This is a genomic window from Reyranella sp. (genome assembly GCF_004297265.1).
In the GTDB taxonomy this organism is placed as follows: Bacteria; Pseudomonadota; Alphaproteobacteria; order Reyranellales; family Reyranellaceae; genus Reyranella.
The window spans coordinates 95,079-122,067 of the sequence record NZ_SCUT01000040.1 but is presented as its reverse complement, the minus strand read 5'-3'; the positions used below and the strand labels follow the sequence as shown (position 1 = coordinate 122,067).

Below are 26,989 nucleotides of genomic sequence, written 5' to 3'. Positions count from 1 at the left end.
TCATTCCTGCTAGGGCTGCGCCAGGCCAAGAACAGCAAATGATCGCCTTCATCCTCCGACGACTTCTTCAATCGATCGCCGTCCTGCTGACGGTCGGTCTGGTGGCTTTTTCACTCTTTCGCTACGTCGGCGACCCGATCAATTCGATGGTCGGCCAGGACACGCCGGCGAGCGAACGCGAGGCGCTGCGCGAGCGGCTGGGCCTGAACGACTCGCCGCCCATCCAGTTCCTGCGCTTCATCGGCAATGCAGCGCAAGGCAAGTTCGGCCTGAGCTACCGGACCTCCGAGCCGGTCGGCCGGATGATCGTGGAACGCCTGCCGGCCACCCTGGAGCTTTCCTTCTGTGCGGCCGTCTTCGCCCTGTTCGTGGGCGTACCGATGGGCGTCTACACCGGCCTCTATCCAAAGCACTGGTCGAGCCGGCTGATGCAGGCCGTCTCGCTCATAGGCATCTCGCTGCCCACCTTCGTGATCGGCATCCTGCTGATCCTCGTCTTTGCGGTCTGGCTGCACTGGCTGCCGTCGTTCGGGCGCGGCGAGACCGTCATGCTGTTCGGCTGGTGGCCCACCAATTTCCTGACCGTGAAGGGCCTGCAGGCGCTGATCCTGCCGTCGATCACGCTCGGCCTGTTCCAGCTCACCCTGCTGATGCGGCTGGTGCGCTCGGAAATGCTGGAGGTGATGCGCACCGACTACATCAAGTTCGCGCGGGCGAGGGGGCTCACCAACCGGGCGATCAATTTCGGCCACGCGCTGAAGAACACACTGGTGCCGGTTATCACCGTGACCGGCCTGCAGCTCGGTGCCCTGATCGCCTTCGCGATCGTGACGGAGACGGTGTTCGCCTGGCCGGGCGTGGGCCAGCTTTTCATCCAGTCGGTGCAGTTCTCCGACATTCCGGTGATGGCCGCCTATCTCATGCTGATCGGTCTCCTGTTCGTGCTGATCAATCTCACGGTCGATCTTCTCTATTTCGTCGTCGATCCGCGCCTGCGCAGCCAGGGCGGCACAGCGCGCGTGGCGGGGCATTGAGATGACCGACCGTTCGACCTCTCAGCCTGGCTGGCTGCACAAGGTGACCGACAGCGACATCTGGTGGAGCTTCAAGTCCTCGTCGCTCACCGTCATTGCCGCCATCGGCACGATCCTGATCGTCGTCCTCGCCTTCCTCTCACCGGTGCTGGCGCCGCACACGCCGTTCGACCCGGCGACGCTCAGCCTCAGCGACGGACTGAAGCCGCCGGTGCTGCTGTCGCCCGACGGCGACTGGGCCTTCCCGCTCGGGACCGACGACCAGGGAAGGGACATCTTGTCCTCGATCATGTACGGCACGCGGCTCTCGCTGATCGTCGGCTTCGCGTCGGTGGTCGTCGCCATGGCGATCGGCATCGCGCTCGGCCTGCTCAGCGGCTATTTCGGCGGCGCCGTCGATGCGCTGATCATGCGCATCGCCGACGTGCAGCTCACGTTTCCAGCGATCCTGGTGGCGCTGCTGATCGACGGCATCGTGCGCAGCGTCATTTCGGTACAGCGCCACGACGAGATCGCGGTCTTCGTGATCGTCGGCGCCATCGGCCTCAGCTTCTGGGTCCAGTATGCCCGCACGGTGCGCGGGTCCGTGATGGTCGAGAAGAACAAGGAATACGTCCAGGCGGCGCGGGTCATCGGCCTGTCGCCGCTGCTGATCATGGTGCGCCACGTCCTGCCCAACGTGACCGGGCCGGTGCTCGTGATCGCCACCATCAACCTGGGTCTCGCCATCATCACCGAAGCGACGCTGTCGTTCCTGGGGGTCGGCCTGCCGTCGACCGAGCCCTCGCTCGGCACCCTGATCCGGCTGGGCAACGACGTGCTGCAGTCCGGCGACTGGTGGATCACCGTGTTCCCGGCCGCCACACTCGCGGCGCTGGTCCTGGCGGTCAACCTGCTGGGCGACTGGCTGCGCGACGCCCTCAATCCCAAACTGCGATAGTCACGACAGATGGCCGCCGCGTCGAATAACCAGCCGCTCCTCGAAGTCCGCAACCTGCGGGTCGAGTTTCCGACTCGCCGGGGCACCTTGCTCGCCGTGGACGACGTCTCCTTCGACATCGCGCCCGGCGAAGTGCTGGGCGTGGTGGGCGAATCCGGTGCCGGCAAGTCGCTGACCGGGAATGCCATCATCGGCCTGCTGGAGCCGCCGGGCCGGGTGGCCGGCGGCGAGATCCGCCTGGAAGGGAGGCGGATCGACAATCTGCCCTATGAGCAGATGCGCAAGATCCGCGGCGCGCGGATCGGTGCGATCTTCCAGGATCCGCTGACGAGCTTGAATCCGCTCTATTCGGTGGGCCGCCAGCTCGTAGAGACGATCCAGACACACAAGCCGCTGTCGGCTGCCCAGGCGCGCACGCGCGCCATCGACCTGCTGAAGGAAGTGGGTATTCCCGGCGCCGAGATGCGCATCGACCATTATCCGCATCAGTTCTCCGGCGGCATGCGCCAGAGGGTCGTGATAGCGCTGGCCTTGTGCGCGGACCCGCGGCTCATCGTGGCCGACGAGCCCACGACCGCGCTCGACGTCTCGATCCAGGCGCAGATCATCGCGCTGCTAAAGCGGCTGTGCCGCGAACACGGCACGGCGGTGATGCTGGTGACCCACGACATGGGCGTGATCGCCGAGACCGCCGATCGCGTCGCCGTGATGTATGCCGGCCGGGTTGCCGAGATCGGCCCGGTGCGCGACGTCGTGAAGCACGCCAGGCATCCCTACACGAAGGGCCTCATGGGCTCCATCCCGAGCCTCGGCGTTCGCACCGACCGGCTGACGCAGATCGACGGCGCCATGCCGCGTCTCACCGAGATACCGTCGGGCTGCGCCTTCAATCCGCGCTGCACGTTCAAGGGACAGCGCTGTCTCGTCGAGCGGCCGAACCTGATGCCGGCCGGCGATACGCGGGCCGCCTGCTGGCTGCACGATCGCGGCGGCGTCGGCGCCCCCATCCTCAAGGAGACGGTCGATGCCTGACGGCGGCGCAGATTTCGTCCGCATCGAAGGGCTGAAGCGTCACTTCGACGTTTCAGCGCCCTGGCTGGTGCGCAAGCTCGAGGGCCGGCCGCGCCAGGTCGTCCAGGCGGTCGACGGGATCGATATCGAGATCGCCAAGGGCGAGACCTTCTCGCTGGTGGGCGAGTCGGGCTGCGGCAAGTCGACGGTGGCCCGCCTGGTGGTCGGGCTCTATCCGCCGACGGCCGGCCGCATCGAGATCGACGGCAACGACATGGCGGGCCGCCGCAGCCGGACGGACATGGCGGCGCTGCGGCGGCGCATGCAGATGATCTTCCAGGATCCGTTTGCAAGCCTCAATCCGCGCTGGCGCGTGTTCGACATCATCGCCGAACCGATCCGCGCCTTCGGCCTCTCGACCGGCAAGGCCGATCTCGAGGCCCGGGTCGCGGCGCTGCTGCGGCAGGTGAAGCTGAACCCGGCCGACGGCCGCAAGTATCCGCACGAGTTCTCGGGTGGCCAGCGCCAGCGCATCTCGATTGCCCGCGCGCTCGCCAGCGAGCCGGAGTTCCTGGTGTGTGACGAGCCGACCTCGGCGCTCGACGTCTCGGTGCAGGCGCAGATCCTGAACCTGATGGTCGACCTGCAGCGCCGGCTGCAGCTCACCTACCTGTTCATCAGCCACAATCTCGCGGTCGTCTATCACATCTCCACGCGGGTGGGCGTGATGTACCTCGGCCGCCTGGTCGAGGTGGCGCCGACCGACACGCTGTTCCGGCGGCCCAAGCATCCCTATACGCGGATGCTGCTCGACACGATCCCCGACCTCGAGATGACGGGCCGCCAGCGCAGCCCGGTGGGCGGCGAGGTGCCGAGCCCGATCAACCCGCCCTCGGGCTGCACCTTCCACCCGCGCTGCCCCTTCGCCAACGACCGCTGCAAGACCGAGCGCCCCAAGGCGCTGCCGATCGAGGGCGGCACGGTGGCCTGCCACGCGATCGAGGAAGGCCGGCTGCCGATCGAGGACCGGACCTACGCGCTCAATACGTGACTCGTCCGAAAGGACCACTTCTCCATCAGGCCTGATGTGCGTTGCCGGGCACCGAGCGCCCTTGATCTGTGGCCGGGCTCCCTTACGATCCGCCGCAACAGTTTCAACGGAGATTTCAGGATGCCGGTCATCAACCGCATTGCCTCGTTCCACAAGGACATGACCGCGTGGCGTCATGACATTCACAGCCACCCGGAGACGGCCTTCGAGGAAGTGCGGACTGCCGACGTGGTCGCCGCGAAGCTGGAGAGCTTCGGCATCGAGGTCCATCGCGGGCTGGCCAAGACCGGCGTCGTGGGCGTGCTGCGGTCCGGCACGTCCAACCGCGCGATCGGCCTGCGCGCCGACATGGATGCGCTGGACGTCCACGAGACCAACGAGTTCGATCACAAGTCGACGATTCCCGGCAAGATGCACGCCTGCGGCCATGACGGCCACACGGTGATGCTGCTGGGCGCCGCCAAGTATCTCGCAGAGACGAAGAATTTCGACGGCACCGTCTACTTCATCTTCCAGCCGGCCGAAGAGAACGAGGGCGGCGGCCGCGTGATGGTCGAGGAGGGGCTGTTCGAGAAGTTTCCGGTCGAAGGCGTCTACGGCATGCACAACATCCCGGGCGTCCCGGTCGGCAAGTTCGCCGTCCGTCCTGGCCCGATGATGGCCGCCTACGACATCTTCGAGGTCGTGCTGAAGGGCGTCGGCGGACACGGTGCGATGCCGCAGTACACGATCGATCCGGTCGTCGTCGGGGCGCACATCGTGACGGCGCTGCAGTCGATCGTGGCGCGCAACGTCGATCCGATGGACACAGCCGTCGTCTCGACGACGCAGATCCATGCCGGCGACGCCTGGAATGTGATCCCGCAGGAATGCGTGCTGCGCGGCACCGTGCGTACCTTCAAGAAGCCGGTGCAGGACCTGATCGAGAAAAACATCGAGAAGATCTCGCGCAACGTCGCCGCAGGTTTCGGCGCCGAGGTCGTGAAGTGGCGCTACGAGAAGCGCTATCCCGCGACCGTGAACAGCACGCAGGAGACCGAGTTCGCGGCCCATGCCGCCTCGTCGCTGGTCGGGCTGGAGAACGTCAACCGCAACCCGACGCCCGCCATGGGCAGCGAGGACTTTGCCTGGATGCTCCTGGCAAGGCCCGGATGCTACATCTGGATCGGCAACGGCGACGGCGCGGGAAGCTGCATGGTTCACAACCCGGGCTACGACTTCAATGACGAGATCCTGCCGCTCGGCGCGTCCTACTGGGCCACGTTGGTCGAGCAGCAGCTCGCGCGCGAGGCGATGCCCCAGGCCGCGGAGTAACGCGAAACACCAGCCTGCGGCGCGGTCGTGTCAGGTCTGCACCCTTATGCCAATGCCCGCATCGGGCTGGCGACGATGCACGAGAAGGAACGGGCGCTCGGGCCCGCCTTCCGGCGCGTGCTGGGCGCGGACGTCGTCGCGGTGCCTGAACTGGACACCGACACGCTCGGCACCTTCTCCGGCGAGGTGCCGCGACCGGATGCCCTGGTCGAGACCTCGCTGCTCAAGGCCGAGCTGGCCTTCCGGACGATGGACGTCGATTGCGCGGTCGCGAGCGAGGGCAGCTATGGACCGATCGACCGGGTGCCGCTGGTCTCGAGCGGCGTCGAGATCCTGGCCTTCATCGACCGCAAGCGTGGCATCCGGCTGATCGACACCTTCCCGACCCATCATACGAGCTGGCGCCTGTCGCGCTTCCGCGCCAGCGATCCCAACCGGCTCGCCGTACTGCGCGCGATGGGCTTCCCGCGCTACGGCGTGTTCGTCGCCTGCAGCAGCGACATGGACCATCCGGTGAAGGGCCTCGCCACCGAGGAAGAGGTGATCGCGACCATGGACCGCGAGGCCGAGCGCTCCACCGAGGGGCTGGCCGTCCTCTATTCGGACATGCGCGCGCACCGCAACCCGACCCGGATGAAGGTGCTGCGCGCGGCCGGCTGGCAGCTCGCCAAGCGCCTGCAGTCCCTCTGCCCGAAATGCCACGCACCCGGCTTCGGCCGCATCCAGTCGCGCCGCGGCCTGCCCTGCGAGGCCTGCGGCGATCCCACCCACTGGATCGACTTCGAGATCGACGGCTGCAACGTCTGCGGCCACGCCGAGGCCCGCCCGCGCAGGGACGGGCGGAAGACGGCGCCGAAGCTCTCCTGCAAGAGCTGTCGCACGGCGTAGCCATGGAGCGCGCCACTCCAGTGGCGCATCAGATTCATGAGCGCCACTGGAGTGGCGCGCTCCAATGAAGGCTAAACGACTAGATCCGTAGCGAGGTGGAACAGGCAGTCGCCACGTTCGCAGCGGGCGGGGACGCGCTTGCAGAGGACGAGGCCGGCGCGCTTGAATTGTACGACTTCCGGCTCGCGCCACGGCGTGTGGTGGAAGTGGATGCGGGCGGCCGGCTGGTCGGCTTTCACCTCGTCGCCCAGTTCGACCAAAGGCTCGAACAGGCCGCCGTCGGTTGCATAGACGTAGTAGTCGTCGCCGCCGATCTCGGTGAAGCGGGTCTTCGTCGGCGCCGGCACCGGGCCCTGCAGCAGGCCGACATGGGCCAGCACGCGGCGCATGCCGTCCTCGGCGACCTTGAGCGAGCCGGGAGTCACGAGACCGCCGCCGCCCAACTCGGTGCCCATGCCGACTACACCCTGACGGTAGGAGGCCGAGGTGAAGGTCCGGCCGCCGCCCTGCGGCGCGGCGGAGATGTAGCTGACCGGGGCGCCGAAGGCTTTCAGCAGGCCCATGACTTTCTCCATGCGCGCGGCGTCCTGGTGGCGGGGCGCCAGTGCGCTCGGGATGTAGGTGAGTGAGCTGCCGCCGGAATGGAAGTCGAAGGCGTAGTCGAAGCCCGGCAGCAACGCATGCTCGATCCAGTAGGCGATCTGCTGCGTGATGGTACCCTCGGCATCGCCAGGGAAGGAGCGGTTGAGGTTGCCCTCGTCGATCGGCGAGGTGCGCCGCCCCTCCATCGCGGCCGGGAAGTTGGCCGAAGGGAGGATCACCAGCCGGCCTTTGATGTCCCTGGGCTCGATCGCGCGGATCAGGTTGCCCAGCCCGATCTGGCCTTCCCATTCGTCGCCATGGTTGCCGGCCTGCATCAGCACGTTGGGGCCGTCACCATTCTTGATGCGCACGATGGGGATCGGGATCCAGCCATAGGCGGAGCGATGCACGGAATGCGGCACGCGCACGAAGCCCGTGGCCTTGCCCTCGGCATTGAGGTCGATGTCCGGCGTGAGCCGGCTCATCGCGGTGAACTCGGTGGACTTGAGCGTTGCGTCGGTCATCAGCGTCTCTCGCTTCTGGGATCGAGGGCATCCTGCAGTCCATCGCCCAGGAAATTGAAGGCGATCACGGTCAGGAAGATCAGCAGGCCCGGCCACAGCGCCAGAACCGGCGCCTCCTGCAGCAGCTCCTGGGCACCGGTCAGCATATTTCCCCAGCTCGCGGCCGGCGGCTGGATGCCGAGGCCGAGGAACGACAGGGTCGATTCGAACAGGATCAGCGTGCCCACCGACATGGTGGTAGCGACGACAAGCGTCCCCGCGGTGTTGGGCAGGATGTGGCGGAACATGATTCGCTGCGGGCGGGCGCCCAGCGCCACGGCCGCACGTGTGAAGTCACGCGCCTTGAGCGACAGGGTCTCGGCGCGCACCAGCCGCGCGACGGTGGTCCAGCCGGTCAGCGCCACGATCACCACGATGCGGTAGAGCGAGAACATCTCCGACTGCGCGACATCAGCCGGGATGCCGAGCTTCCGCGGATCGACCGCCGCCAGCACGATCAGCAGCGGTAGCAGCGGCAGCGAAATCACGCCGTCGGTGAGCCGCATCAGGAAGGCATCGAAGCGCCCGCCGAGATAGCCCGCCACGACACCGATGAAGGCGCCGAGGATCGCCGACAGGACAGCGCCCGAGATGCCCACCAGCAGCGAGACGCGGCCCCCGTCGAGCAAGCGCTGGAAGAGATCACGGCCCAGATCGTCGGTGCCCAGCCAGTGCTGCGCCGACGGACCCTCGAAGCGGCGGAACAGGTCGGTCTGCGTCGGATCGACCCCGCGCAGTTCGGCGATCAAGGGGGCGGCGAGCGCTAGCATCAGCATGACCGACAGAAAGGCCAGCGAGGCCCAGGCCAGCCGGTGGCGCAGCATCCGGCGCCACGCCGACGGCCGGAGAGCGACCGCCGTCATGGCGCGACATCCGCCAGGGAGACGCGCGGGTCGACCCAGGCATAGGCGAGGTCGGCCAGCAGGTTGCCGCCGATGGTGGCGGCCGTCGCGACCAGAAGCCCAACAAGGGCCAGATTGTAGTCGTTTTCGAGAATGGCCTGGTAGATCGCCTTGCCCATGCCGGGCCAGGCGAACATCGTCTCGGTGATCAGCGCCCCGGAGACCAGGCCGCCGAAGGAGAGGGCGAGGATCGTCAGGACCGGGGATAGCGCATTGGCAAAGGCATGCCGCCACAGGACGATGCGTTCCGAGGCGCCTTTGGCACGGGCCGTCCGCACATAGTCCTGGCGCAGCGCCTCGATCATCGCCCCGCGCATGAAGCGGGTGTAGCCCCCGAGCTGGACGAGGGTCAGCGTCAGGACGGGCAGGGCCAGATGCCGCAGCTGGTCGACCGTCGCGGCTGACCAGGATGTCCCGGGTCGGATGTCGGCCATGCCGCCGGCCGGCAACCAGCCCAGCTTCACGGCGAACAGCGTGATCAGCAGCAGCGCCAGCCAGAAGGGCGGGGCGGAGATGCCGCCGAAGCACAGGAGGTTGATCAGGTAATCGGCCCGGCTGCGCGGACGGGCGGCCGCCCACATGCCGAGCGGCAGGGCGATCGCCACCGAGATGACGAAGGCGACGCCGGCCAGCAGCAGCGTGTTCAGCAGGCGCGGCCACAGCACGGTCAGTACCGGCTGGCCGAAGGACCGGGAGTAGCCGAAGTTGCCCTGCACGGCCTGCAGGAGCCAGGCGAGGTATCGCTCTAACAGCGGCTTGTCGAGACCGTAGGCGGCGCGCAGGCGGGCGGCGTCGGCGCTGGTCATGGTCGGGTCGCCCGAGATCATCATGTCGATCGGATCGCCCGGCATCAGGCCGATCAGCAGATAGACGACGAGGCTCATCAGAAGGAGGGTGACGGCGGTCTGCACGGCGCGCGCCACGAAATAGCGACTCATGCCCTCATTCCGGGGATCTTGCCATTATCTAGTTTTCCCAGCGCCACTGTTCGATCCACAGGGTCGAGCTGTTGAGCGTGCCGGTCGGCGTTACGCCCTTGAGCGGCTTGGGAATCACGAAGGGATCGACCCGGAAGAACAGCGGCAGGGACGGCAGGTCGTCGGCCGCGAGCTTCTGGATCTCGGCAAACAGGGCACGTCGCTTGACGACGTCAAGTTCGCGTTCGGTGGCGTCGAGCGCTGTGTCCATCCTGGGGTTGGCGTAGCCCGGATAGTTCTGGCCGCTCCAGCCGTTGGCGGCCGACGGAATTTCCTTTGAATGAAGCGAGGAGCGCGGCACCCCTTCCGGCCGCTGCACCCAGGCGTACATGCCCAGGCCGCTATAGGTCCGCTTGCCCATCGCGTCGAAGAAGATGCGCGGCGGCTCGGCCTTGAGGCGGACCTCGATGCCGACTTGGCGCAGCTGGCTCTGGATCACCTGCGCCACCAGCTCGCGCACCCGGTTGCCGGCGGTCGTACCCAGCTCGATGGACAGCTTCTCGCCCGCCGCGTTCTGACGGACGTTGTTCCGGAGGGTCGAGAAGCCCGCCTCGTCGAGCAGCTTGCGGGCTGCCGCAGGGTCGTAGCCGTACTGGCGGGCGGCCGGGCTGAACATCGGATCGAGCTCACTGATGCCGCCATGGGCGATCGGCTGCTTGCCCTCGAACAGCTTCTCAGAGATGGCCTTGCGGTCGATGGCCAGCAGCATGGCCTGCCGCACCCGCCGGTCGGCCAGCAGCTTGTTGTCGAGATTGACGTCGATATGCTCCCAAATCAGCGCCGGCTTGTAGACGACGTTGTACTTGTCCTTGTGACGCTTCTCGAAGGCGATAGCCTGGTCGAGCGACAGCCCGAGTTCACCCAGCACGTAGTCGACGCTGCCGGAGAGGAGGTTGGCCTCCAGCGCCGCGGTGTTCTCGATGATGCGCACCGTGATGCGCTTGAAATGCGGCTTCTCGCCCGTCCAGGTCGGATTCTGCTCTAGCACGACCCGGCTGCCGGGAACGATCTCGGCGAGGCGGTAAGGGCCGAAGCCCAGGCCGGGATTGGTCGACTGCGTGTCGTACGCGGTCCTGTTGCGATATTCGGCCGGATTGGCGTCGAAGATCGGCTTCTCGATGTGGGCCGGCAGCAATTGCAAGCCGATGCTGTTGTAGTCGAACGTGACGCGGTCGATCGTCATGGTGAAGTGACGGTCGTCCTTTACGTCGAGCTTGATGATCCGCTTGTAACCCTCTGAAGAAGCGACGCCGGAGAGCGGATGCTGGCCGACTTCCAGGGTGAAGGCGACGTCCTTCGCAGAGACCGGCGTGCCGTCGCCCCAGCGCATATCGCGCAGCTCGACGTCGATCTCCATCCCTTTCTTGCCATCGGCAAGATTGATCACCCGGGCCTTGCCGTTCTCGATGGTGGGCAATTCGGTGCAGACGAGACAGACGAGCTTCCAGTCGGCGTCGTAGGCCGTGACCGGTCGCGCCGTCATGTTGGCGATCAGCGACTTGGCCAGCATGGAGCTGATGATCGGGTTCCAGGTGCCCGGCATCTGCGTCATGGCGACGACCAGCTCGTCCTTCGCGTTGGCGGGAGAGGCGAGGGCGCCGAGCGCGAAGATGAAAGAGAGGAGGCGGCGGATCATGTCCGCCGCACCGTAGCAAAGAGCCGGCTAGCGGCCCAGCGCGCGCGACGGCGGCCGGCCGCCGTGGCTGGCCGACCACTTCTCCGGCGCCTCGAGGAAGGCGCGCGTCTCGGCGAGGCCCTTCTCGTCGAAGTACTTGTGCTTTTCGGCGGCTTCCAGCGCGTCCCACCAGGTGGCCAGCGCATGCAGCTTGACCCCGGCCGCGGCCAGCATCTCGATGCTCTGCGGGAAGATGCCGTAGTGGAAGACCACGAAGCAGTCCGTGACCTTGGCCTCGGCCTTTTTCAGAGCCTCGATGAAGACGAGTTTGCTGCCGCCGTCGGTCGCGAGGTCCTCGACCAGCAGCACGCGCTTGCCGGGCTTCAGCTCGCCCTCGATCTGCGCCATGCGCCCGAAGCCCTTGGGCTGCTTGCGCACGTAGATCATCGGCTTCTTGGAAAGTGCGGCTAGGAAGGCCGCGAACGGGATGCCCGCCGTCTCGCCGCCGGCCACCACGTCGATCTTGTTCCAGCCGATGGTCTTCTCGATCATCTTGTGGGCGTGGGCCATGATCTTGGCCCGGGCTTCCGGGAACGAGATGATCTTGCGGCAGTCGATATAGACCGGGCTCGCCCGCCCGGACGTGAAGATATACGGGTTTTCCGGGCGGCAATGGATGGCCTCGATCTCCAGCAGGAGACGGGCAGTGTCCCGCGCTTCCGGGGTGCCGGTCGCACGGTCCGAATTCACCTTTTCGGTCAACTTCTTGGCGGCCTTGGCTGCGGGCGCAGTTTCAGTCGACTTGGCCTTTTTCTTCGTCGCCATGCTGCTTTTGTCCCCCACGCCGCTTGCGACAAAATGACGGCCGTGTGTTTAGCGTTCATACACAGGACCGGCAAGGGCGTGGCGACAAATCCGGCATTTCGGAGGCACGAATTTAGTCAGTTTCTGTGGAGGACTTATTTCGTGTCACGGCCACGGGCAGACTCCATCCGCGGTAAATCGACATGAGTCTCAGGAAAAGACAGAGGGCGGCCCCTGCCAGCGCGATCGGATGGCGGGGAAGGCCGAGCCAGAAGCCCAGGGCGACCGTTCCCGCGCCGGCCAGGGCGGCGACGGCATAGAGTTCGGAGCGCAGGACGGTCGGGATCTGGCGGGTAAGAAGGTCACGCGCCACTCCGCCACCGATGCAGGTCACCATGCCCAGCATGGCGGCCATCAGGGGGGTGAGCCCATAGGCCAGCGCCTTCTGGGTGCCGGTGACGGCGAACAGGCAGAGGCCGGCCGCGTCGAACAGCAGGACCGGGGTGCGCAGCCGGGCAATCAGGTCGGAGGCGAAGAATCCCAGGAGGCCCGCGGCGACCGTCACGGCGAGGTAGCGCCAGTTGGCGATGGCGGCCGGCGGGACGGCGCCGATCATCAGGTCGCGCGCCATGCCGCCAGCGACCGCGGCCACCCAGGCAAGGACCAGCACGCCGAACAGGTCGAACTGCTTGCGCACCCCCTGTGTCGCGCCGCTGATGGCGAACACGAAGGTCGCCGCCAGATCCATCGTGTCGAAAAGCATCGCGGCGAGATTACAACGATTGCCGCCCGCCGCCGAGATGGCAGAGTGCGGCCATGGAATGGAAATGACCGAGACAGCCGTCCCGCCCCGCGGTTTCCGCCGCTTCGTCCACGCCCGCATGCGGCTGCTGATCGCGCTGGCGGCGGGCTTCGTCCTGTTCCTGGTGCTGCCGCAGGACATGCGGTTCGCGACCCGAAGCCTGCTGGGCTGGGACCTGATGGCACTGGCCTACATCGTGATGACGCTGCGCATGATCGCCAAGTCGACGGTGGACACCTGCTACGCGCGCGCGGCCTACTACGATGAGGGCGACGGGGTCATCCTCCTGGTGGTCATCGTAAGCGCCAGCGCGAGCTTCGCCACCATCTTCTCGGAACTGGCGGTCCTCAAGACGCCGCACGGGTCGCTCTGGCATGCGCTCGCCCTGACGGGCGCAACCGTTGCGCTGTCCTGGACGTTCACGCACCTCGTGTTCACCCTGCACTATGCCAACATCTATTACCGCCCGGACGATGACGGGCCGGGCGGCCTGGAGTTTCCCGGCGACCGTCCGCCGGACTACCGCGACTTCCTCTATTATTCGTTCGTGATCGGCTGCGCGGCGCAGACCGGCGACGTCGGCACCGTCTCGCCGGCGATGCGCCGCATCACGCTCGTGCACGGCATCGTCTCCTTCACCTTCAACACCGCGATTCTGGCGCTTACCATCAATGTCGGTGCAAGCCTCCTCTAGACGCCCCGGGCTCGGCACGGGCAGGGACCTGCTGGCGCTGGTCCTGTTCGCCGGCCTGTGCCTCGGCGCCGGAGCGCTCGGCGCTTCGGTGACCGCGACCAGCGTCGCGACCTGGTATCCCACGCTCGCCAAGCCGTCGTTCAATCCGCCCAACGCGATCTTCGGCCCGGTCTGGACGGCCCTCTACGTGCTGATGGCGGTGGCCGCCTGGCGCGTGTGGCGGAAGGCGGACTGGGACACGGCGAGGGGACCGCTGGCGGTCTTCGCGCTGCAGCTCGCGGTCAACCTCGGCTGGAGCGTGGCCTTCTTCGGCCTGCGCGAGATCGGCCTCGCCGTCGCCGTCATCCTCGCGCTCGACCTGCTCGTGCTCGCGACGGCGCTGCTCTTCCGTCGCATCGACCGGTGGGCGGCGCTGCTGCTGGTGCCCTATCTCGCCTGGATCGCCTTCGCGACTGTGCTGAACGTCGCCATCTGGCGGCTCAACTACTTTTCCGGCTCATGATGAGGCGGCGAGTCGTGCTTGCTGATATCGCTGCCGTCATCGGCCTTAAGCTCCATGAAAACGGCTGACGAGACGATCGTCATGACGCCCAGGATCAGAAAGGCCTTCTGCACGCCGTAGATCATCGCGCCGGCATGGGAATGCATCTCGGCAGGCACGAACATGGCGGCGATCAGGGAGGCGCCGGCCACGCCGAAACTGATCGAGAGCTGCTGGCCCGTGGCGGCGATCGTGCTGGCGCCGCTGGTTTGCGGACCGGAGACGTCGGCATATACCAGTGTGTTCATGCTGGTGTATTGCATCGACGTGAAGAGGCCGAGGGCGAAGGCCTGCACGACGATGCGCCAGATGGGGGTTTCCGCGCCCACCGTGGCGAACGACATGATGAGCAACCCGACCACGATCGTGTTGAAGACCAGCACATTGCGATAGCCGAGGCGGGCCAGAATGGCCGGCATGAAGCTCTTGAGTCCGATCGAGGCGATGGCCTGCGGCAGCACCAGCAGGCCCGACTGGATGGGCGAGAAGCCGAGCCCGATCTGGTAGAGCAGGGGAAACAGGAACGGGATGCCGCCCAGGCCCAGGCGCGTGAAGAAGCCGCCGTTCACGGCCGCCCGGAAGGTGCGGATCCTGAACAGGCCGAGATCGAGCAGCGGAAAGGCGGTCAGGGAGGCTCGGATGCCGTAACCCGCGAGCAGAACGACCGAGACTGCCAGCAGGCCGACCACTTCCTGCCCGGAAAGCCTGTTGTCGCCGAACACCTCCAGTACGTAGGACAGCAGGGCGATGCCGCCGCCGAACAGGATCAGGCCCAGCACGTCGAGCGGATGAGTCTTCTCTTCGCGATAGTCCGGCAGGAAACGGCGCACGAAGTAGAGGCCTACGATCCCGACCGGGATGTTGACGAAGAACACGACGCTCCAGTGCAGCCAGTGCACGATCGCGCCGCCCGCCACCGGACCGATCATCGGGCCGATCAGGCTCGGGACGGCGACGAAGCTCATGGCCCTCACCAGGTCGGCCTTGCCGAAGGTCCGGGCGAGCGTCATGCGCCCGACCGGCATCATCATGGCCCCGCCCGCACCCTGCAGGACGCGGCAGGCGACCAGCATCTCGAGGCTCGTCGACAGGCCGCAGAGCAACGAGCCCACGCAGAACAAGGCAATCGCTGCGGCGAAGACGCGGCGTGTGCCGAACCGGTCGGCCATCCAGCCGCTCACCGGAATGAAGACCGCGAGGCTCAGCGTATAGCTCGCCAGCACCGACTTCACGTCGAGCGGCGTCACGTCCATCGCCTGGGCGATGGCGGGCACCGCGGTGTTCAGGATGGTCGTGTCGAGCGACTGCATGAAGAACGCCACGGCGACCAGCCAGGGCAGCAGGCGCTTGATGCTGTCGTCGGGCAGGGGGGGCGAAGGCGCGCTCATGTGCAATTCGTCCGCAGTCTGGCCCCAGACCGGCAGCGGACGCAATGCACCGATTCGGCTAGGGTCCGGCAGGAGGCCTGCATGTATCGGATGTTCGTTTCAGTAATTGTCGTGGCGTGGGCGGCCGGCGCCGGGGCGCAGCCGCAGCTCGCGAATCCGGCCTCGGTCAACTGCACGCAGCAGGGCGGCACACTGACCATCGAACAGCGGCCCGATGGCGGCCAGTTCGGGGTCTGCACCTTCACGGACAACTACCAGTGCGAGGAATGGGCGCTGTTTCGCGGCGAGTGCCCGAAGACCGGCCTGCGCGTGACGGGCTATGCCACGCCGGCGGGACGCTACTGCGCCATCACCGGCGGCCGCTACTCGGTCGTGTCGGCACCCGGCGCGACGCCGGAGCGCGGAAGCTGCTTGCTGCCGAACGGCGCGACCTGCGAGGCCGGCGCGTACTATGCCGGCACCTGCGCCGGCCGATAGGCCATGCCGGGCGCTGAGCAGGGCCACTTCGGCAAGACGAATACCGTGGCGCACTCCCGGCGCAACGCGTCCGTGGGGTGACCGTTAGAGGCGCCATGCGCATACAGGTGGTTCACTGCCATCCTCTTGAAGACAGCTTCAACGGGGCCCTCTTCCGGGCCACGGTCGACGCGTTGCGAGCGGGCGGCCACGAGGTCGTTCCCACTGACCTGTATCGAGAGGGATTCCAGCCCGCGATGACGGAGCGCGAACGTCAGACCTACATGGGAAACGGCTACGACGATTCGGCGGTCGCCGGGTATGTCGAAACACTGCGAAGCGTGGAGGGCATCGTCTTCTGCTATCCGCACTGGTGGTTCTCGATGCCGGCCGTGCTGAAGGGATATGTCGATCGCGTCTGGGGACCCGGCACGGCATTCGTGTATGATGCCAAGGACAATCACCTCGAGCCGAGCCTGAGACGCATCAGGCTCTTCGGGGTCGTGACGACCTATGGCTCGCCGTGGTGGGTGGTCCGCCTGTTCGCCGGCAATCCGGGGCGCATGGTCATGATGCGCGGTCTGAAGCCGATGTGCGCCAAGGGTTGCTCCAGTTTCTGGCTGGCGCACTACGACATGGATCATTCCACCCCCCGCACGCGGAGGGCCTTTCTGGACAAGGTAAAGGCGCGGCTCGCCACTATCCGGTGACGGCCGCGCCTGAGTGTCGCGGCCTCAGCGAGTGGGAGTCGTATAGGTCGTGGTCGTGGTCGTCGCGGCCGGGGCGTAGGGATCCGGCGAGACGGTGGTGGTGCGTTGCGTCGTTGTGGCGGCCGGCGCCTCGACGACACGTTCGGTGCGAACGGAACAAGCAGCCACGCTGGCACCGACCAGGACAACAAGAACCATGGACTTGATCATGAACCTCTCCTGCCTCTGCAATTGATCTGGGGCCAACGGGGGCGGGCCACGCCGGTTGCTCGAACCGCCGGACCATCGCAGTGCGGTGGTGATGCGTTGCAGATCGGCCACACGCGGGGCTACGCTCCGGCCATGACCACTGAAAACAGCCCCGATTTCGATGCCATCATCATCGGTGCCGGCATGTCCGGCCTCTTCCAGCTTCATCGTCTGCGCGAACTCGGCCTGAAGGCCCGCGTATTCGAGGCGGGCACCGGTGTGGGCGGCACCTGGTACTGGAACCGGTACCCCGGCGCGCGCTTCGATTCCGAGAGCTATTCCTATGGCTATTCGTTTTCCAAGGAACTTCTGGCCGAATGGGACTGGACGGAGCATTTCTCGCCGCAGCCCGAGACGCTGCGTTACCTGAACCATGTCGCCGACAGGTTCGACCTGCGCCGCGATATCCAGTTCCGCAGCAAGGTCACGGCGGCGCACTGGCAGGAGGAAACGCGAAGCTGGCGGGTCACTCTCGAGGATGGCAGCCACCACACGGCGCGCTTCCTGATCACCGCGATCGGGCCGCTGTCGGCCTTCACCATGCCGCGCATCGAGGGCGTCGATTCCTTCAAGGGACAGAGCTGCCATACGGCGCGCTGGCCGCACGAACCGGTCAGCTTCGAGGGCAAGAGGGTCGCCGTGATCGGCACCGGCGCGACGGGCGTGCAGACTATCCAGGAAGTCTCGAAGACCGCGAAGCAGCTGACCGTGTTCCAGCGCACGCCCAACTGGTGCGCGCCGCTGCATAACGGCAAGATCGACGCCGCCGAGATGGCGTGCATCCGTGCCGATTATCCGGAGATCTTCCGGCGCTGCCAGGAGACCTTCGCCTGCTTCCTGCACACCGCCGACCCGCGCGGTACCTTCGACGTGACGCCCGAGGAACGCGAGGCCTTCTTCGAGAAGCTCTACGGCGAGCGCGGGTTCGGAATCTGGGTCGGCAATTTCAACGACATCCTGACCAACAAGGACGCCAACGCGCTGATTTCCGATTTCGTCGCGCGCAAGATCCGAAGCCGGGTGAAGGATCCCAGGGTCGCCGAGAAGCTCATTCCGAAGAACCACGGCTTCGGCACCCGCCGTGTGCCGCTCGAGACCCGCTACTACGAGGTCTACAACCAGCCCAATGTCGAACTGGTCGATCTTACGGAGACGCCGATCGAACGCGTGACGCCGACCGGCATCAAGACCAGCGCGCGTGACTACGAATTCGACATGATCATCTACGCCACCGGCTTCGACGCTCTGACCGGCGCTTTCGACCGCATCGATTTCCGCGGCGTTGACGGCCGTAAGCTGAGGGATGAGTGGGCGGAAGGCGCGGAGACATTCGTCGGCATGTCGGTCGAAGGCTTTCCCAACATGCTGCTGCTGCTGGGGCCGCACACCGCCCTGGGCAACATCCCTCGCAGCATCGAATACAATGTCGAATGGGTGACCGACCTGCTGCGCTTCATGCGCGACCGCGGCCTGACCCGCATCGACGCCCGGCCCGAGGGGGTCAAGGACTGGATGAAGACGGTGCACGAGGCGTCGGTCGGCCTGCTGTCCAACGACGTAAACTCCTGGTTCACCGGCATCAACACCAATGTCGAGGGCAAGCAGACACGGCGCATCTCGCGCTATAGCGGCAGTGCGCCCGCCTATCGCGCCCGCTGCGACGCGGTTGCCGCGAACGGCTACCGCGAAATGGATTTGGGTTAGTCGGAGCGGGACGACCCGGAGCGCGCCACTCCAGTTGCGCTCATATCCGTCAACAACATCATGACAGGGCGCCACTGGAGTGGCGCGCTCCAATGAGGTCTACCTTCCGAACCAGCCGGCCACGGTGGCCCTGACCCGGGGCGAAGTGAACGGCAGCACCAGCCAGGCCAGCAGCAGGAACTCCATGTGCATGTCCGGGCGAAGGAACGGAATCATGCCGAGCCCGACGAGGGCCATCACGAGATGACGGTGCATCCGGCGCGCCGGCATCCAGGGAGCAAGCGCCCGGTTCACCCGTTCCAGTTGTTCCTTGTCCATGGCCGTGTGTGAAGGTTGTTCCTCGATCGAATGGAGTCTGCCGGGCCTCTCGGTCGATTGCCAGCCCTGACATCAAGGTTCGAAATCATACGGAAGTGGTGTAGAAATCGGAAACGGCTGCCTGGACGGCACCTGGCTTACGGAAGGACTTGGATCGTGAACGCTCTTCGCACGCTCGCCCTGGCGTTGACGCTCGCCCTCGGGTTGGGCATGTCGGCCCATGCTCAGACGCCGCCCGCGGGCCTCTCGCAGGAGCAGTTCGACTCCCTGGTCGATGCGATCAGCAATTCCGTTTCCGAGAAGCTGAAGGCCGAAGGCGCGCATGCGCCGGCCCCCGCTGCTGCGCCGGCCGCGGCCCCCGCCGAATCGAAGTCGAAGTCGAAGGCGCCGCCGCCCCCGAAGATCGTAAGGGTCGAGCCGAAGACGGGCCCAGATCCGTTCGCCGCCCTGATCGATGGTACGGTCAAGGTGGTCAACGCGCTGCCCACGCTCGGCACCGAACTCGCCCGCATTCCAGGCCTCCTCAACCAGCAAGCGGCCGGTGGGCGAGGGGCCTCGACCTTCCTGCTGCTCCTCTGCGCCGTCGGCGTGGTCGCCGTCGCAGCCGAGGCCATCCTGCGGCTCCTGCTTCGCCGGTTCAGGGTGCGGCTGGCGGCAAATGCCGGGCCCGAACACGGCGTGCGATCGATCGCCCACCTCGTGGGTCTGGCCATGCTGGATGGGTTGGGCGTGCTGGCCGTCTGGCTGATCTGCAATGCAGCCACCGGGGCCTGGTTCACGGGAGCGACGGGACAGGACAAGCTGGCTGCCGCCGTGCTGGCGGGCATCTTCTCCTGGCGACTCTACGTCCTGCTGTTCCGTGTCATCCTGCAGCCCGAGCTGCCGACGGCGCGCCTCTGTGCGGTCGACGATCGCGGGGCGAAGTCCATGTACCTGCGCATCTCCGTGGTGATGCTGGTCATCGTGCTCATGCGTATCCTGGGCCAGGTCCTGGTAGCCATTCGCACGCCGGCGGACGCTCTCGCGGCCTTCCAGGTCGTCGGCGGCGTCCTCTATCTGGCCGTGTTCCTGTGGCTGGCTTACCGGTCGCGGGTCGCTGCACAGCAATGGTTCGGCGGCCTGCGAGAGCTCGCCCCCGTGATTGGTGCCCTCGGCCGCAGGTGGATCCCCATCGCTCCGCTGTTCTTCATCGCGCTGGGCGTAACGCTCATGTACGGGGCCGTGTCCGGCTCCGTGCATGTCGGCTCTGCGATGGTCCTGACACTGAACCTGGTCGTCGGCGTCCTGATCTTCGAGACGCTGATGCAAGCCTTCGTGCGCCGCCTCGACTCCCAGCTCGCCGGGCGGACGCCGGCCAGCGCGACGCCGAAGCTGCCGGACGTGGTGGCGCGCTGCATCCGTGTTGCCGTTCTCATCGGCGTCGCGGTGATGATCGCCGAAAGCTGGGTCGTGAACGTGCTCGGCCTGGTGAACGTCAGCGAATGGGAGCAGCTGACGAGTTCCTCGCGCACGGCTGGCGCCACTTTGTTCGTGGCCTTTGTCGCCTGGGAACTCTTCAAGTACATGACCGAGCCCTATATGGGGCCGAAGACCAAGGATGCCGCTCAGGCGATTGCCGACGGCGATGCGGCGGCGGGCCCAGCCTCGCGGCTCAGCACCATGATGCCGTTGATGCGGCGCACCGCGGCCGTGCTGATCATCCTCGTCGCGGTGATGATCGCGCTGCAGGATTTCGGCATCAACATTACGCCGCTGATCGCCGGCGCCTCGGTGTTCGGCATCGCCATCTCCTTCGGCAGCCAGACGCTGGTGAAGGACATCGTCTCAGGCCTGTTCTACCTGTCCGACGACGCGTTCCGGGTGGGCGAGTACATCGACTGCGGCAAGGCCAAGGGCACGGTGGAGGGCTTCACCCTGCGCTCGATCAAGCTGCGCCACCAGAACGGTCAGGTGCATACGATCCCGTTTGGCCAGCTTGGCCAGATCACGAACTTCAGTCGCGACTGGATCACGACGAAGTTCAACCTGCGCTTCGCCCGCGACACCGACATCGAGAAGCTGCGCAAGGCGTCGAAGAAGATCGGCGCCGACATGATGGAGATGCCGGCGATCGCCGACCAGATCCTGGCGCCCTTCAAGATGCAGGGGGTGGCGGATATTACCGGCAACGCCATCGTCGTGCGCTTCAAGTTCACGGCCCGGCCGGGCAATCCGGCCGCCATCCAGCGCGAGGCCATGAAGCGGATGTTCAGCACCTTTCCGGCGATGGGCTTCGAGTTCGCGAAGGACGGCGCCAACGTCGTCGTTCACACCGGGCCGGCCTCGAACGATGCATCGGAGGGAATGCCCACTCCGCCCGCACCGGCACCGGCAAACGTTCCGGTGGCCGCGAGCTGACGCCTTAATTTCGTCATTGCATACGGGTTGCAACGTGCGACCCGATTGGTGCAAAAGCGCCTCCCGACCCTCGCGAGGAGCCGCCTTATGACGACCGAAGCGCATTCCCAGACCGCCCGCGACCCGCGCAGCCTGCGGCCGATCCCGCGCTTCATCTTTGCGTCACGCTGGCTCCAGCTTCCGCTCTATGTCGGCCTGATCGTGGCGCAGGTCGTCTACGTCTTCCTCTTCCTGAAGGAACTGCTGCACCTCGTGATCGAGAGCCCCAGCGTCACCGAGCAGCAGGCCATGCTGATCGTGCTGGGCCTGATCGACGTGGTGATGATCTCCAACCTGCTGATCATGGTGATCGTGGGCGGTTACGAAACCTTCGTGTCGCGCATGGAACTGAACCGCCATCCCGACCAGCCGGAATGGCTCAGTCACGTCAATGCCAGCGTTCTCAAGATCAAGCTCGCCATGGCGATTATCGGCATTTCATCGATCCATCTGCTCCGGACCTTCATCGAAGCGGGCACGCTCGGCAAGCCGGGCTCGACCTATACCGAAGCCGCGATCATGTGGCAGTCGATCATCCATGGCCTTTTCATCCTGTCCGCCATCGGCATCGCCGTCGTCGACCGTCTTTCGCAGCCGCCGGCACAGCATCACTGAGAAATCGGGGCCGATCGTGTCGCCGGATCGAGGAACGTCGATTCCCCTAGCCGCCAGTCGAATTTCCGCTGACAACCTGTAGATTGACGAGTAGATTTCAGTGATGCCACCGGAACTGGTGGATTGAGGTGATATAACTACTGTCATCTTGCAGGCGGCAACACCCATGATCGAGAGACGTTCGGAAGCCACCCGCCTGGCCGTGGCTTGTTGAGATGCGCGATCTCATCACCGGGATGGTCGCCGTCGTGGTCGTGATCGTCGGCATTTTCTTCCTGGCGGCGGTCATGCAGCGCAGCCAATACCAACCCCCTTCGATTGGCCCGTACCTGCCTGACTGCGCGCTGGGCAAATCCTCGGCCGATCCCCGCGCCTGCGATCCGCAGAAGTGAACCGCTCAAGGCCGGTATCTCTGGAACTCCACGCGTCCGGCACTTGATGGGGTTGCCGGACGCGTGGGGCGCGCTGGAAGGGGGCCGGACTACTGCGCTGCGCCGCCCGCCCAAGGAGACATGATCTCGTTCATGCCGGCGAGTTCGCCCGTCTTGGGATCGCGCACGATGCAGGACGGGTTGGCGAAGCCCAGCGGCGAGACCGGATTGTCGACCTCGACCATCGGCAGCTTCGCCGCGATCGCCTTCTTCACGTCGTCGGGCAGGTCGCGGTTCACCCGGATCGGTCCGACGCCGGAAATGTCGACGCGGGGCTGGTGGAACGCGGCTTCGACGTCCATGCCGCGGTCGATCATCATCAGCGAGAGCTGCGAGACGGCCGGCACGATGCGCCGGCCGCCCGAGGCACCGATGCAGAACCACGGCTGGCCGTCCTTGACGACGACGACCGGGCAGATGTTGCAAAGCGGTTTCTTGCCCGGCGCGATCGAGTTCGGGCGATTGGGCTCGGGATCGAACCACAGCATGCCGTTGTTCATGGTGATGCCCGTCTTGGGCAGCATCACGCAGGAGCCGAACAGGCTCATCAGGGTCTGGGTCAGCGCCACCATGTTGCCTTCGGAGTCGGCTGCGCAGAAATGCGTGGTGCAGGTGTCGGTCGGCTTGTCGCCCAGCGTCTTCAGCCGCTCGTCATAGGCCTTGTGCATGCCCTCGGCGATGGCGGCGAAGAACTCCGCGCCGGGCGCACCCTTGCCCTTCGTCGCCGCGCCCGCGAGTTCGATGGCGCGGCGCAGGGTCGGGCCGGCGGTGAGGCCGCCCGCGACGTTGATGGTGACGCCGTTGTGCTCGAAGGCGAGGGGATCGACGATCCTGGCTTCGTAGCTCGCGAGATCCTCGTAGGAGATCTTCGAGCCCCCGGCCTGCAGGTCGGCGGCGATGTCGCGGGCCAGACTGCCTTCGTAGTATTCGCGCGGGCCGCCTTCGGCGAGGCGCCGCATCGTCTCTCCGAGGTTGCCGAGCTTGATGTAGCGGCGGGTGCCGGCCCAGTCGCTGGCGGGGACGCGTCCGTCGTCGCACAGATAGCTGGCCTTGGAGGCGGGGAACTTCTCGAGATGCTTCGCGCCGTTGGCGATCATCACCTGCATGTACCAGTCGAGTTCCATGCCGCGCTGGGCAATCTCGACGCCGGGCTGCAGCACGTCCTTCCAGGCCACCGTGCCGAAGCGCTCCAGCGCCTTGGCGAGGCCCGCGACCATGCCGGGCACGGCGATCGAGTGATAGCCGACCTCGTTCCGCTGCTCCTTGATGTCGGGCCAGGCGAAGGGGTTGGCGGGGCCGGGGCCGACGATCTCGTAGACCGACGGATCGAGCTTTTTGGCCGACACGGGACCGTAGTCGACCGTCCAGGCACGACCCTCCTTGGCGCTCCAGATCGTCATGAAGCCGACGCCGCCGATGCCGCTCATCCAGGGTTCGAGGGCGCCGATCGCCATGCCGGTGGCAACCGCCGCGTCGATGGCGTTGCCGCCCTTGCGCAGGATGGAGGCGCCGACTTCAGCCGCCTTCACGTTCTGGGCGACGACCACACCCTTGCCGCGAACCGCATGCTTGGTGAATTTCAGTTGCCGTGTCAGCGACTCGCTCATCGATGCTCCTCAAATGCTGGGAAGACTTTAGCGGGGCCTCTTTTGGCCACAAAGCCTGTTAAACTGCAGGGCGGACCGGCAGAAAGATCGTGGCGTGGCTGAACTGAACCAGATCGATCTGCGGGCACTCAACAGAGGCGACAAACGCACATGGGATGCGTTCGTCGTTGCGGCGGCACCGTTGATCAATGCCGTCGTACGCCGGACCCTCGCGCCCTACCGGCTGAGCGAGGACGACGTCCTGGATGCCGCCCAGGACGTCTTCGTGCGGCTGTGCGCCCAGGATTTCAGGCTGTTGAAAACCTATGATCCGGCCCGCGCCGGCCTGCCGACCTGGCTGTCCGTCGTCTCGCGATCCTGCGCCATCGACCATCTGCGGCGCCGGCGTCAGGCCACCGAGCCCATCGATGACGTGCCGGAGGCCTTTCTGGGTATCGAGGATCGCCATGTGGAGAAACTCCGGATCCCCGACGGTCTCCTGACGGCCCGGCAGGTCCTGATCCTGAAATACCTCTACGACGAGGAGCGCGACGTCCTTGAAGTTGCACGGCTGCTGTCCGTCGATGCGCAAACCATCCGAAGCACCCATCACAAGGCCTTGCAGAGGCTGCGTGCGCATTTCCGGGAAGAAGAAAGCGGCGGTGGGGGATGAATCGCGATGTTTTGGCGTAGTGTGAGCAGGAGCGACCTATGAACACCCAGCGGACCCCAAGGAGCGACAAGGAGCTGTGGCGGAGCCTCGCCAGCCAGCCCTCCGTTGCGCCTGTCTCCGCCCCCGCCGCTGTTGGCGAAATGGACCTCGCCGCCTGGCTCGAAGGCCGTTTGACCGAGGAGGCAGCCGGGCCGATCGAGGCGGCCGTGGCGGCGGACCCGGCGCTGCGGCGTGCAGCTCTCGATCTTGCCGATATCCTGGGCAAGACCCTGCCGGCCGCGCCGGAGCGGATGGTCGTGCGGGCTCGCGCGTTGGTGGGATTCGAGACGGAGCGTGGAGGGGCCAGCGGCGGCCTGTTCGGGAGATGGTTCTCCGGCCGGGGCCTCTTCGCCGGTCCAGGCCATGCGCTTCAGCAGGGAGTGATGGCGGCCGCCGCCCTGGTGATCGCGACCGGGGGATTCATGGTCGGCGGCGGGTTGGGCGAATCGCTTGCCCAGCAACGCGAGGGCTATTCGGCCACCGAGACCGCGAGCACGACAACGACGACCTCGAATGAGGTCAGCGAGTTCTTCGCCGGCGACGGCCTCTGACATGACCTCGCGCCTGATCCAGATCCTGCTCGGCCTCTCGCTGCTGTTGAACACGTTCGTCCTGGCGGGCTTCGTCTACCGCAGCTGGATCGCCCCGCCGTTCGAGATGCACCGGATGCCGCCGCCGCGCGGAACCCCCGGTCCGCCGGGACAGCCGGGCGGTCCGCGCCTCAATCCCGTCGAGATGGTTACGCGCGATCTCGATCTCGATGCCGACCAGCGCAAGGTCATGCAGGATCTGTTCGATCAGTATGCGAAGGAGCGACGCGAACGCCTGCAGGCGATTGCGCGTCTGCGCGAGCAGACAGGCACGGAAATTTCCCGGACGCCGCCCGACATGGCGAAGATCGACGCGCTGATCGATCAGGTCAGTGGGTTGCGCGCCGAGCAGCAGAAGGAGACACTGCATACGCTGATTCAGCTTGAGCCGAGTCTTCGGCCCGATCAGCGCGAACGCCTGCAGAAGCTCCTCGTAGACCGGGTTGCTTCGCCACTGCCGCCGCCACCTCGTCCGCCGGCTGGAGGTCCGCCGCCGCGCCCGCCGCAATAGGAGGCCTGTCGTGAGCACACGCCTTGGTCGTCGCAGTTTCGTGGGAGGCGCCGCTGCGCTGTCCGCCGGTCTTTGGTCCGTGCCGCCGGCTCATGCGGCATCGGCGATGGGTTTCGATGACGCGCGGCATCTCCTGTCGCGCACCTCGTTCGGTGTGACGCCGGCGGAGATCCGTTCGCTCGAAGCGGTCGACTATGCGGTGGCCGTCGACCGCCTGCTGGCCGATCCCCGGCGAGAGGCGATGACGCCTGCGCCCGACTGGCTCGGCATGGGCCCGGCCGAACTGCAGCACCGTCAGAAGACCGCCGAAGCGCAGCGCAAGCAGGGCCTCGACGGCAAGAAGCTGGAAATCATGCTGCCGGTCCGCGAGCAGGGCCGCGAGCTCAGGAACTGGTGGGTCGAGGAGATGATCACGACCGACCAGCCGCTGGTCGAGCGCATGACCCTGTTCTGGCACGGCCACTTCACCTCCTCGCTGATCAAAGTGCGCTATCCGTCGTCGCTGTTTCGCCAGAACGCCCTGTTCCGGCGGGAGGCGCTGGGCAACTACGCGACCCTGCTGCGGGCCGTCGCGCGCGATCCGGCGATGCTCGTCTATCTCGACGGCAGGGAATCGGTGGCACGCCAGCCGAATGAGAATTTCGCCCGTGAGCTGCTCGAGCTTTTCACCCTGGGCGAGGGGCAGTACGGCGAAGCCGACATCAAGGCAGCAGCACGCGCCTTCACCGGCTGGAGCGTCGACCGCGAGTCCGGGCGGTTCGTCGAGCATCCCGGCCGGCACGACGATGGCCAGAAGACCTTCCTCGGCAAGTCCGGCCGCTTCGGGGGCGACGAGATCCTGACGATCCTGCTCGCCCATCCGCGCACGGCCGAGATGATCGTCGAGAAGCTGTGGCGCGAGTTCGTGTCGCTGAAACCCGATCCCGCCGAAGTGACGCGCCTGGCGGCCGGGTTCCGCCGGGGCGGCTACGAGATCAAGCCGCTGATGCGGGCGCTCTTCCTGTCCGCTGCCTTTCGCGACCCCGTGAATCGTGGCGCGCTGATCAAGTCGCCGGTCGACCTGATTGTCGGGACCGTCCATGTGCTCGGTCTGCCGGTGCCGGAGAAGACCGGGCTGGTCCGCATGCTGCAGGGACTGGGGCAGGTGCCGTTCGATCCGCCGAACGTGAAGGGCTGGGCCGGCGGCGAAAGCTGGATCTCCACCTACACGCTGCTGCTGCGTCAGCAGTTCCTGCGGCGCATGATCGAGGCGACCACCGTGGCGCCGATGGATGGCGGCATGCGGATGGCCGACAGGCCCAACCGCAGGGCCGACCGCCGCGAGCAGCTTCCGGCTGCGGAAACCATGCCGATGATGGAACCGGCGCGCCCGGTCGAAGGCCGCAGCCTGCGCAATGCCGGCAACGAGGTGCGCCTTGGCTCGACCCTGGCCGGTGTCGACAGTGCCATGCTGCTGCGCACGCTACTGCCGCACCAACCGATCGACGGGGTGGACGCCAACCATACGGCGGGCGCCGTCGTGGCGTCGGCGCTGCTCGATACGACCTACCAGTTGAAGTGAGGAA

The 26,989-nt window shown here is 66.3% G+C and carries 28 protein-coding genes; 18 read left to right on the top strand and 10 right to left on the bottom strand.

The window, feature by feature from the left end; genetic code table 11:
• Positions 1-38: 38 nt before the first annotated feature.
• From EPO41_RS17545 to EPO41_RS17520, 6 genes are all read left to right on the top strand, one after another.
• A complete protein-coding gene (locus EPO41_RS17545) occupies positions 39-1,034 on the top strand; it encodes an ABC transporter permease (protein WP_296327489.1) in 996 nt (331 codons plus the stop codon).
• Position 1,035: 1 nt separating this feature from the next.
• On the top strand, positions 1,036-1,974 hold the full coding sequence (locus tag EPO41_RS17540; protein WP_296327486.1) for an ABC transporter permease: 939 nt from the start codon (positions 1,036-1,038) through the stop codon (positions 1,972-1,974).
• Positions 1,975-1,983: 9 nt separating this feature from the next.
• Positions 1,984-3,006 carry an ABC transporter ATP-binding protein gene (locus tag EPO41_RS17535; protein WP_296327483.1) on the top strand — a complete coding sequence of 341 codons (1,023 nt, stop codon included), beginning with the start codon at positions 1,984-1,986 and terminating at the stop codon, positions 3,004-3,006.
• Complete coding sequence (locus tag EPO41_RS17530; RefSeq protein ID WP_296327481.1) at positions 2,999-4,036, top strand: oligopeptide/dipeptide ABC transporter ATP-binding protein; 1,038 nt, start codon at positions 2,999-3,001, stop codon at positions 4,034-4,036. Before EPO41_RS17535 ends, EPO41_RS17530 begins: the two co-directional genes overlap by 8 nt.
• A 120-nt stretch (positions 4,037-4,156) precedes the next feature.
• Positions 4,157-5,350 (top strand): M20 aminoacylase family protein, encoded by a 1,194-nt coding sequence (locus tag EPO41_RS17525; RefSeq protein ID WP_296327478.1) that lies wholly within the window; start codon positions 4,157-4,159, stop codon positions 5,348-5,350.
• Positions 5,351-5,377: 27 nt separating this feature from the next.
• Entirely contained in the window at positions 5,378-6,238 is an 861-nt protein-coding gene (locus tag EPO41_RS17520) for a DUF6671 family protein (protein WP_296327475.1), read from the top strand.
• A gap of 71 nt (positions 6,239-6,309) precedes the next feature.
• Here the strand turns inward: EPO41_RS17520 and EPO41_RS17515 are convergent, their stop codons facing one another.
• From EPO41_RS17515 to EPO41_RS17490, 6 genes are all read right to left on the bottom strand, one after another.
• Positions 6,310-7,344, bottom strand: a complete 1,035-nt coding sequence (locus tag EPO41_RS17515; protein ID WP_296327473.1) for a succinylglutamate desuccinylase/aspartoacylase family protein — start codon at positions 7,342-7,344, stop codon at positions 6,310-6,312.
• Positions 7,344-8,246, bottom strand: coding sequence for an ABC transporter permease (locus EPO41_RS17510; RefSeq protein ID WP_296327470.1), 903 nt, complete (start codon positions 8,244-8,246; stop codon positions 7,344-7,346). The genes EPO41_RS17515 and EPO41_RS17510 overlap by 1 nt, the downstream gene beginning before the upstream one ends.
• A complete protein-coding gene (locus EPO41_RS17505) occupies positions 8,243-9,223 on the bottom strand; it encodes an ABC transporter permease (protein ID WP_296327468.1) in 981 nt (326 codons plus the stop codon). Before EPO41_RS17505 ends, EPO41_RS17510 begins: the two co-directional genes overlap by 4 nt.
• 28 nt (positions 9,224-9,251) lie before the next feature.
• A complete protein-coding gene (locus EPO41_RS17500; protein WP_296327466.1) occupies positions 9,252-10,898 on the bottom strand; it encodes a peptide ABC transporter substrate-binding protein in 1,647 nt (548 codons plus the stop codon).
• A gap of 27 nt (positions 10,899-10,925) precedes the next feature.
• Positions 10,926-11,702, bottom strand: a complete 777-nt coding sequence (locus EPO41_RS17495) for an orotate phosphoribosyltransferase (RefSeq protein ID WP_296327464.1) — start codon at positions 11,700-11,702, stop codon at positions 10,926-10,928.
• 112 nt (positions 11,703-11,814) lie between these two features.
• Positions 11,815-12,444, bottom strand: a complete 630-nt coding sequence (locus EPO41_RS17490) for a trimeric intracellular cation channel family protein (protein ID WP_296327463.1) — start codon at positions 12,442-12,444, stop codon at positions 11,815-11,817.
• A gap of 64 nt (positions 12,445-12,508) precedes the next feature.
• Here EPO41_RS17490 and EPO41_RS17485 point away from each other — a divergent pair, with 64 nt between their 5' ends.
• Together EPO41_RS17485 and EPO41_RS17480 are read left to right on the top strand one after the other, a co-directional pair.
• Positions 12,509-13,177: a DUF1345 domain-containing protein gene (locus EPO41_RS17485; RefSeq protein ID WP_296327461.1), complete on the top strand. Its 669-nt coding sequence runs from the start codon at positions 12,509-12,511 to the stop codon at positions 13,175-13,177.
• The gene (locus EPO41_RS17480) at positions 13,155-13,679 is read left to right on the top strand and encodes a TspO/MBR family protein (protein WP_296327459.1); all 525 of its coding nucleotides are present in this window, start codon (positions 13,155-13,157) and stop codon (positions 13,677-13,679) included. Before EPO41_RS17485 ends, EPO41_RS17480 begins: the two co-directional genes overlap by 23 nt.
• On the opposite strand, the gene EPO41_RS17475 is transcribed toward EPO41_RS17480, so the two are convergent.
• The gene (locus tag EPO41_RS17475; RefSeq protein WP_296327457.1) at positions 13,661-15,106 is read right to left on the bottom strand and encodes a DHA2 family efflux MFS transporter permease subunit; all 1,446 of its coding nucleotides are present in this window, start codon (positions 15,104-15,106) and stop codon (positions 13,661-13,663) included. The two genes, EPO41_RS17480 and EPO41_RS17475, sit on opposite strands and share 19 nt — an antisense overlap.
• An 81-nt stretch (positions 15,107-15,187) precedes the next feature.
• Here EPO41_RS17475 and EPO41_RS17470 point away from each other — a divergent pair, with 81 nt between their 5' ends.
• Both EPO41_RS17470 and EPO41_RS17465 read left to right on the top strand, forming a co-directional pair.
• Positions 15,188-15,583: a DUF333 domain-containing protein gene (locus EPO41_RS17470; RefSeq protein ID WP_296327455.1), complete on the top strand. Its 396-nt coding sequence runs from the start codon at positions 15,188-15,190 to the stop codon at positions 15,581-15,583.
• A 95-nt stretch (positions 15,584-15,678) separates the two neighbouring features.
• Complete coding sequence (locus EPO41_RS17465) at positions 15,679-16,272, top strand: NAD(P)H-dependent oxidoreductase (RefSeq protein ID WP_296327451.1); 594 nt, start codon at positions 15,679-15,681, stop codon at positions 16,270-16,272.
• A gap of 24 nt (positions 16,273-16,296) precedes the next feature.
• Here the strand turns inward: EPO41_RS17465 and EPO41_RS17460 are convergent, their stop codons facing one another.
• Positions 16,297-16,482, bottom strand: coding sequence for a hypothetical protein (locus tag EPO41_RS17460; protein ID WP_296327448.1), 186 nt, complete (start codon positions 16,480-16,482; stop codon positions 16,297-16,299).
• A 132-nt stretch (positions 16,483-16,614) separates the two neighbouring features.
• Here EPO41_RS17460 and EPO41_RS17455 point away from each other — a divergent pair, with 132 nt between their 5' ends.
• Positions 16,615-18,225: an NAD(P)/FAD-dependent oxidoreductase gene (locus tag EPO41_RS17455; RefSeq protein WP_296327445.1), complete on the top strand. Its 1,611-nt coding sequence runs from the start codon at positions 16,615-16,617 to the stop codon at positions 18,223-18,225.
• 99 nt (positions 18,226-18,324) lie between these two features.
• Here the strand turns inward: EPO41_RS17455 and EPO41_RS17450 are convergent, their stop codons facing one another.
• Positions 18,325-18,543: a hypothetical protein gene (locus EPO41_RS17450; RefSeq protein WP_296327442.1), complete on the bottom strand. Its 219-nt coding sequence runs from the start codon at positions 18,541-18,543 to the stop codon at positions 18,325-18,327.
• Between the two features lie 156 nt (positions 18,544-18,699).
• Here EPO41_RS17450 and EPO41_RS17445 point away from each other — a divergent pair, with 156 nt between their 5' ends.
• The 3 genes from EPO41_RS17445 (at position 18,700) to EPO41_RS17435 (ending at position 21,986) form a co-directional block, all read left to right on the top strand.
• Entirely contained in the window at positions 18,700-20,940 is a 2,241-nt protein-coding gene (locus EPO41_RS17445; protein WP_296327439.1) for a mechanosensitive ion channel family protein, read from the top strand.
• 87 nt (positions 20,941-21,027) lie between these two features.
• A complete protein-coding gene (locus EPO41_RS17440; protein WP_296327436.1) occupies positions 21,028-21,594 on the top strand; it encodes a TIGR00645 family protein in 567 nt (188 codons plus the stop codon).
• A 215-nt stretch (positions 21,595-21,809) separates the two neighbouring features.
• Positions 21,810-21,986, top strand: a complete 177-nt coding sequence (locus EPO41_RS17435) for a hypothetical protein (protein WP_296327433.1) — start codon at positions 21,810-21,812, stop codon at positions 21,984-21,986.
• An 89-nt stretch (positions 21,987-22,075) separates the two neighbouring features.
• Here the strand turns inward: EPO41_RS17435 and EPO41_RS17430 are convergent, their stop codons facing one another.
• Complete coding sequence (locus EPO41_RS17430; protein WP_296327430.1) at positions 22,076-23,632, bottom strand: gamma-glutamyltransferase; 1,557 nt, start codon at positions 23,630-23,632, stop codon at positions 22,076-22,078.
• A 94-nt stretch (positions 23,633-23,726) separates the two neighbouring features.
• On the opposite strand from EPO41_RS17430, the gene EPO41_RS17425 reads away from it, so the two are divergent.
• From EPO41_RS17425 to EPO41_RS17410, 4 genes are read left to right on the top strand one after another with little or no spacing between them, the layout of a single operon-like run.
• Entirely contained in the window at positions 23,727-24,284 is a 558-nt protein-coding gene (locus EPO41_RS17425) for a sigma-70 family RNA polymerase sigma factor (protein ID WP_296327427.1), read from the top strand.
• 38 nt (positions 24,285-24,322) lie between these two features.
• Positions 24,323-24,874, top strand: coding sequence for a hypothetical protein (locus tag EPO41_RS17420; protein ID WP_296327425.1), 552 nt, complete (start codon positions 24,323-24,325; stop codon positions 24,872-24,874).
• A 1-nt stretch (position 24,875) separates the two neighbouring features.
• On the top strand, positions 24,876-25,424 hold the full coding sequence (locus tag EPO41_RS17415; protein ID WP_296327422.1) for a periplasmic heavy metal sensor: 549 nt from the start codon (positions 24,876-24,878) through the stop codon (positions 25,422-25,424).
• Between the two features lie 10 nt (positions 25,425-25,434).
• Positions 25,435-26,985 (top strand): DUF1800 domain-containing protein, encoded by a 1,551-nt coding sequence (locus tag EPO41_RS17410; RefSeq protein WP_296327419.1) that lies wholly within the window; start codon positions 25,435-25,437, stop codon positions 26,983-26,985.
• The last annotated feature ends 4 nt before the right edge of the window (positions 26,986-26,989 follow it).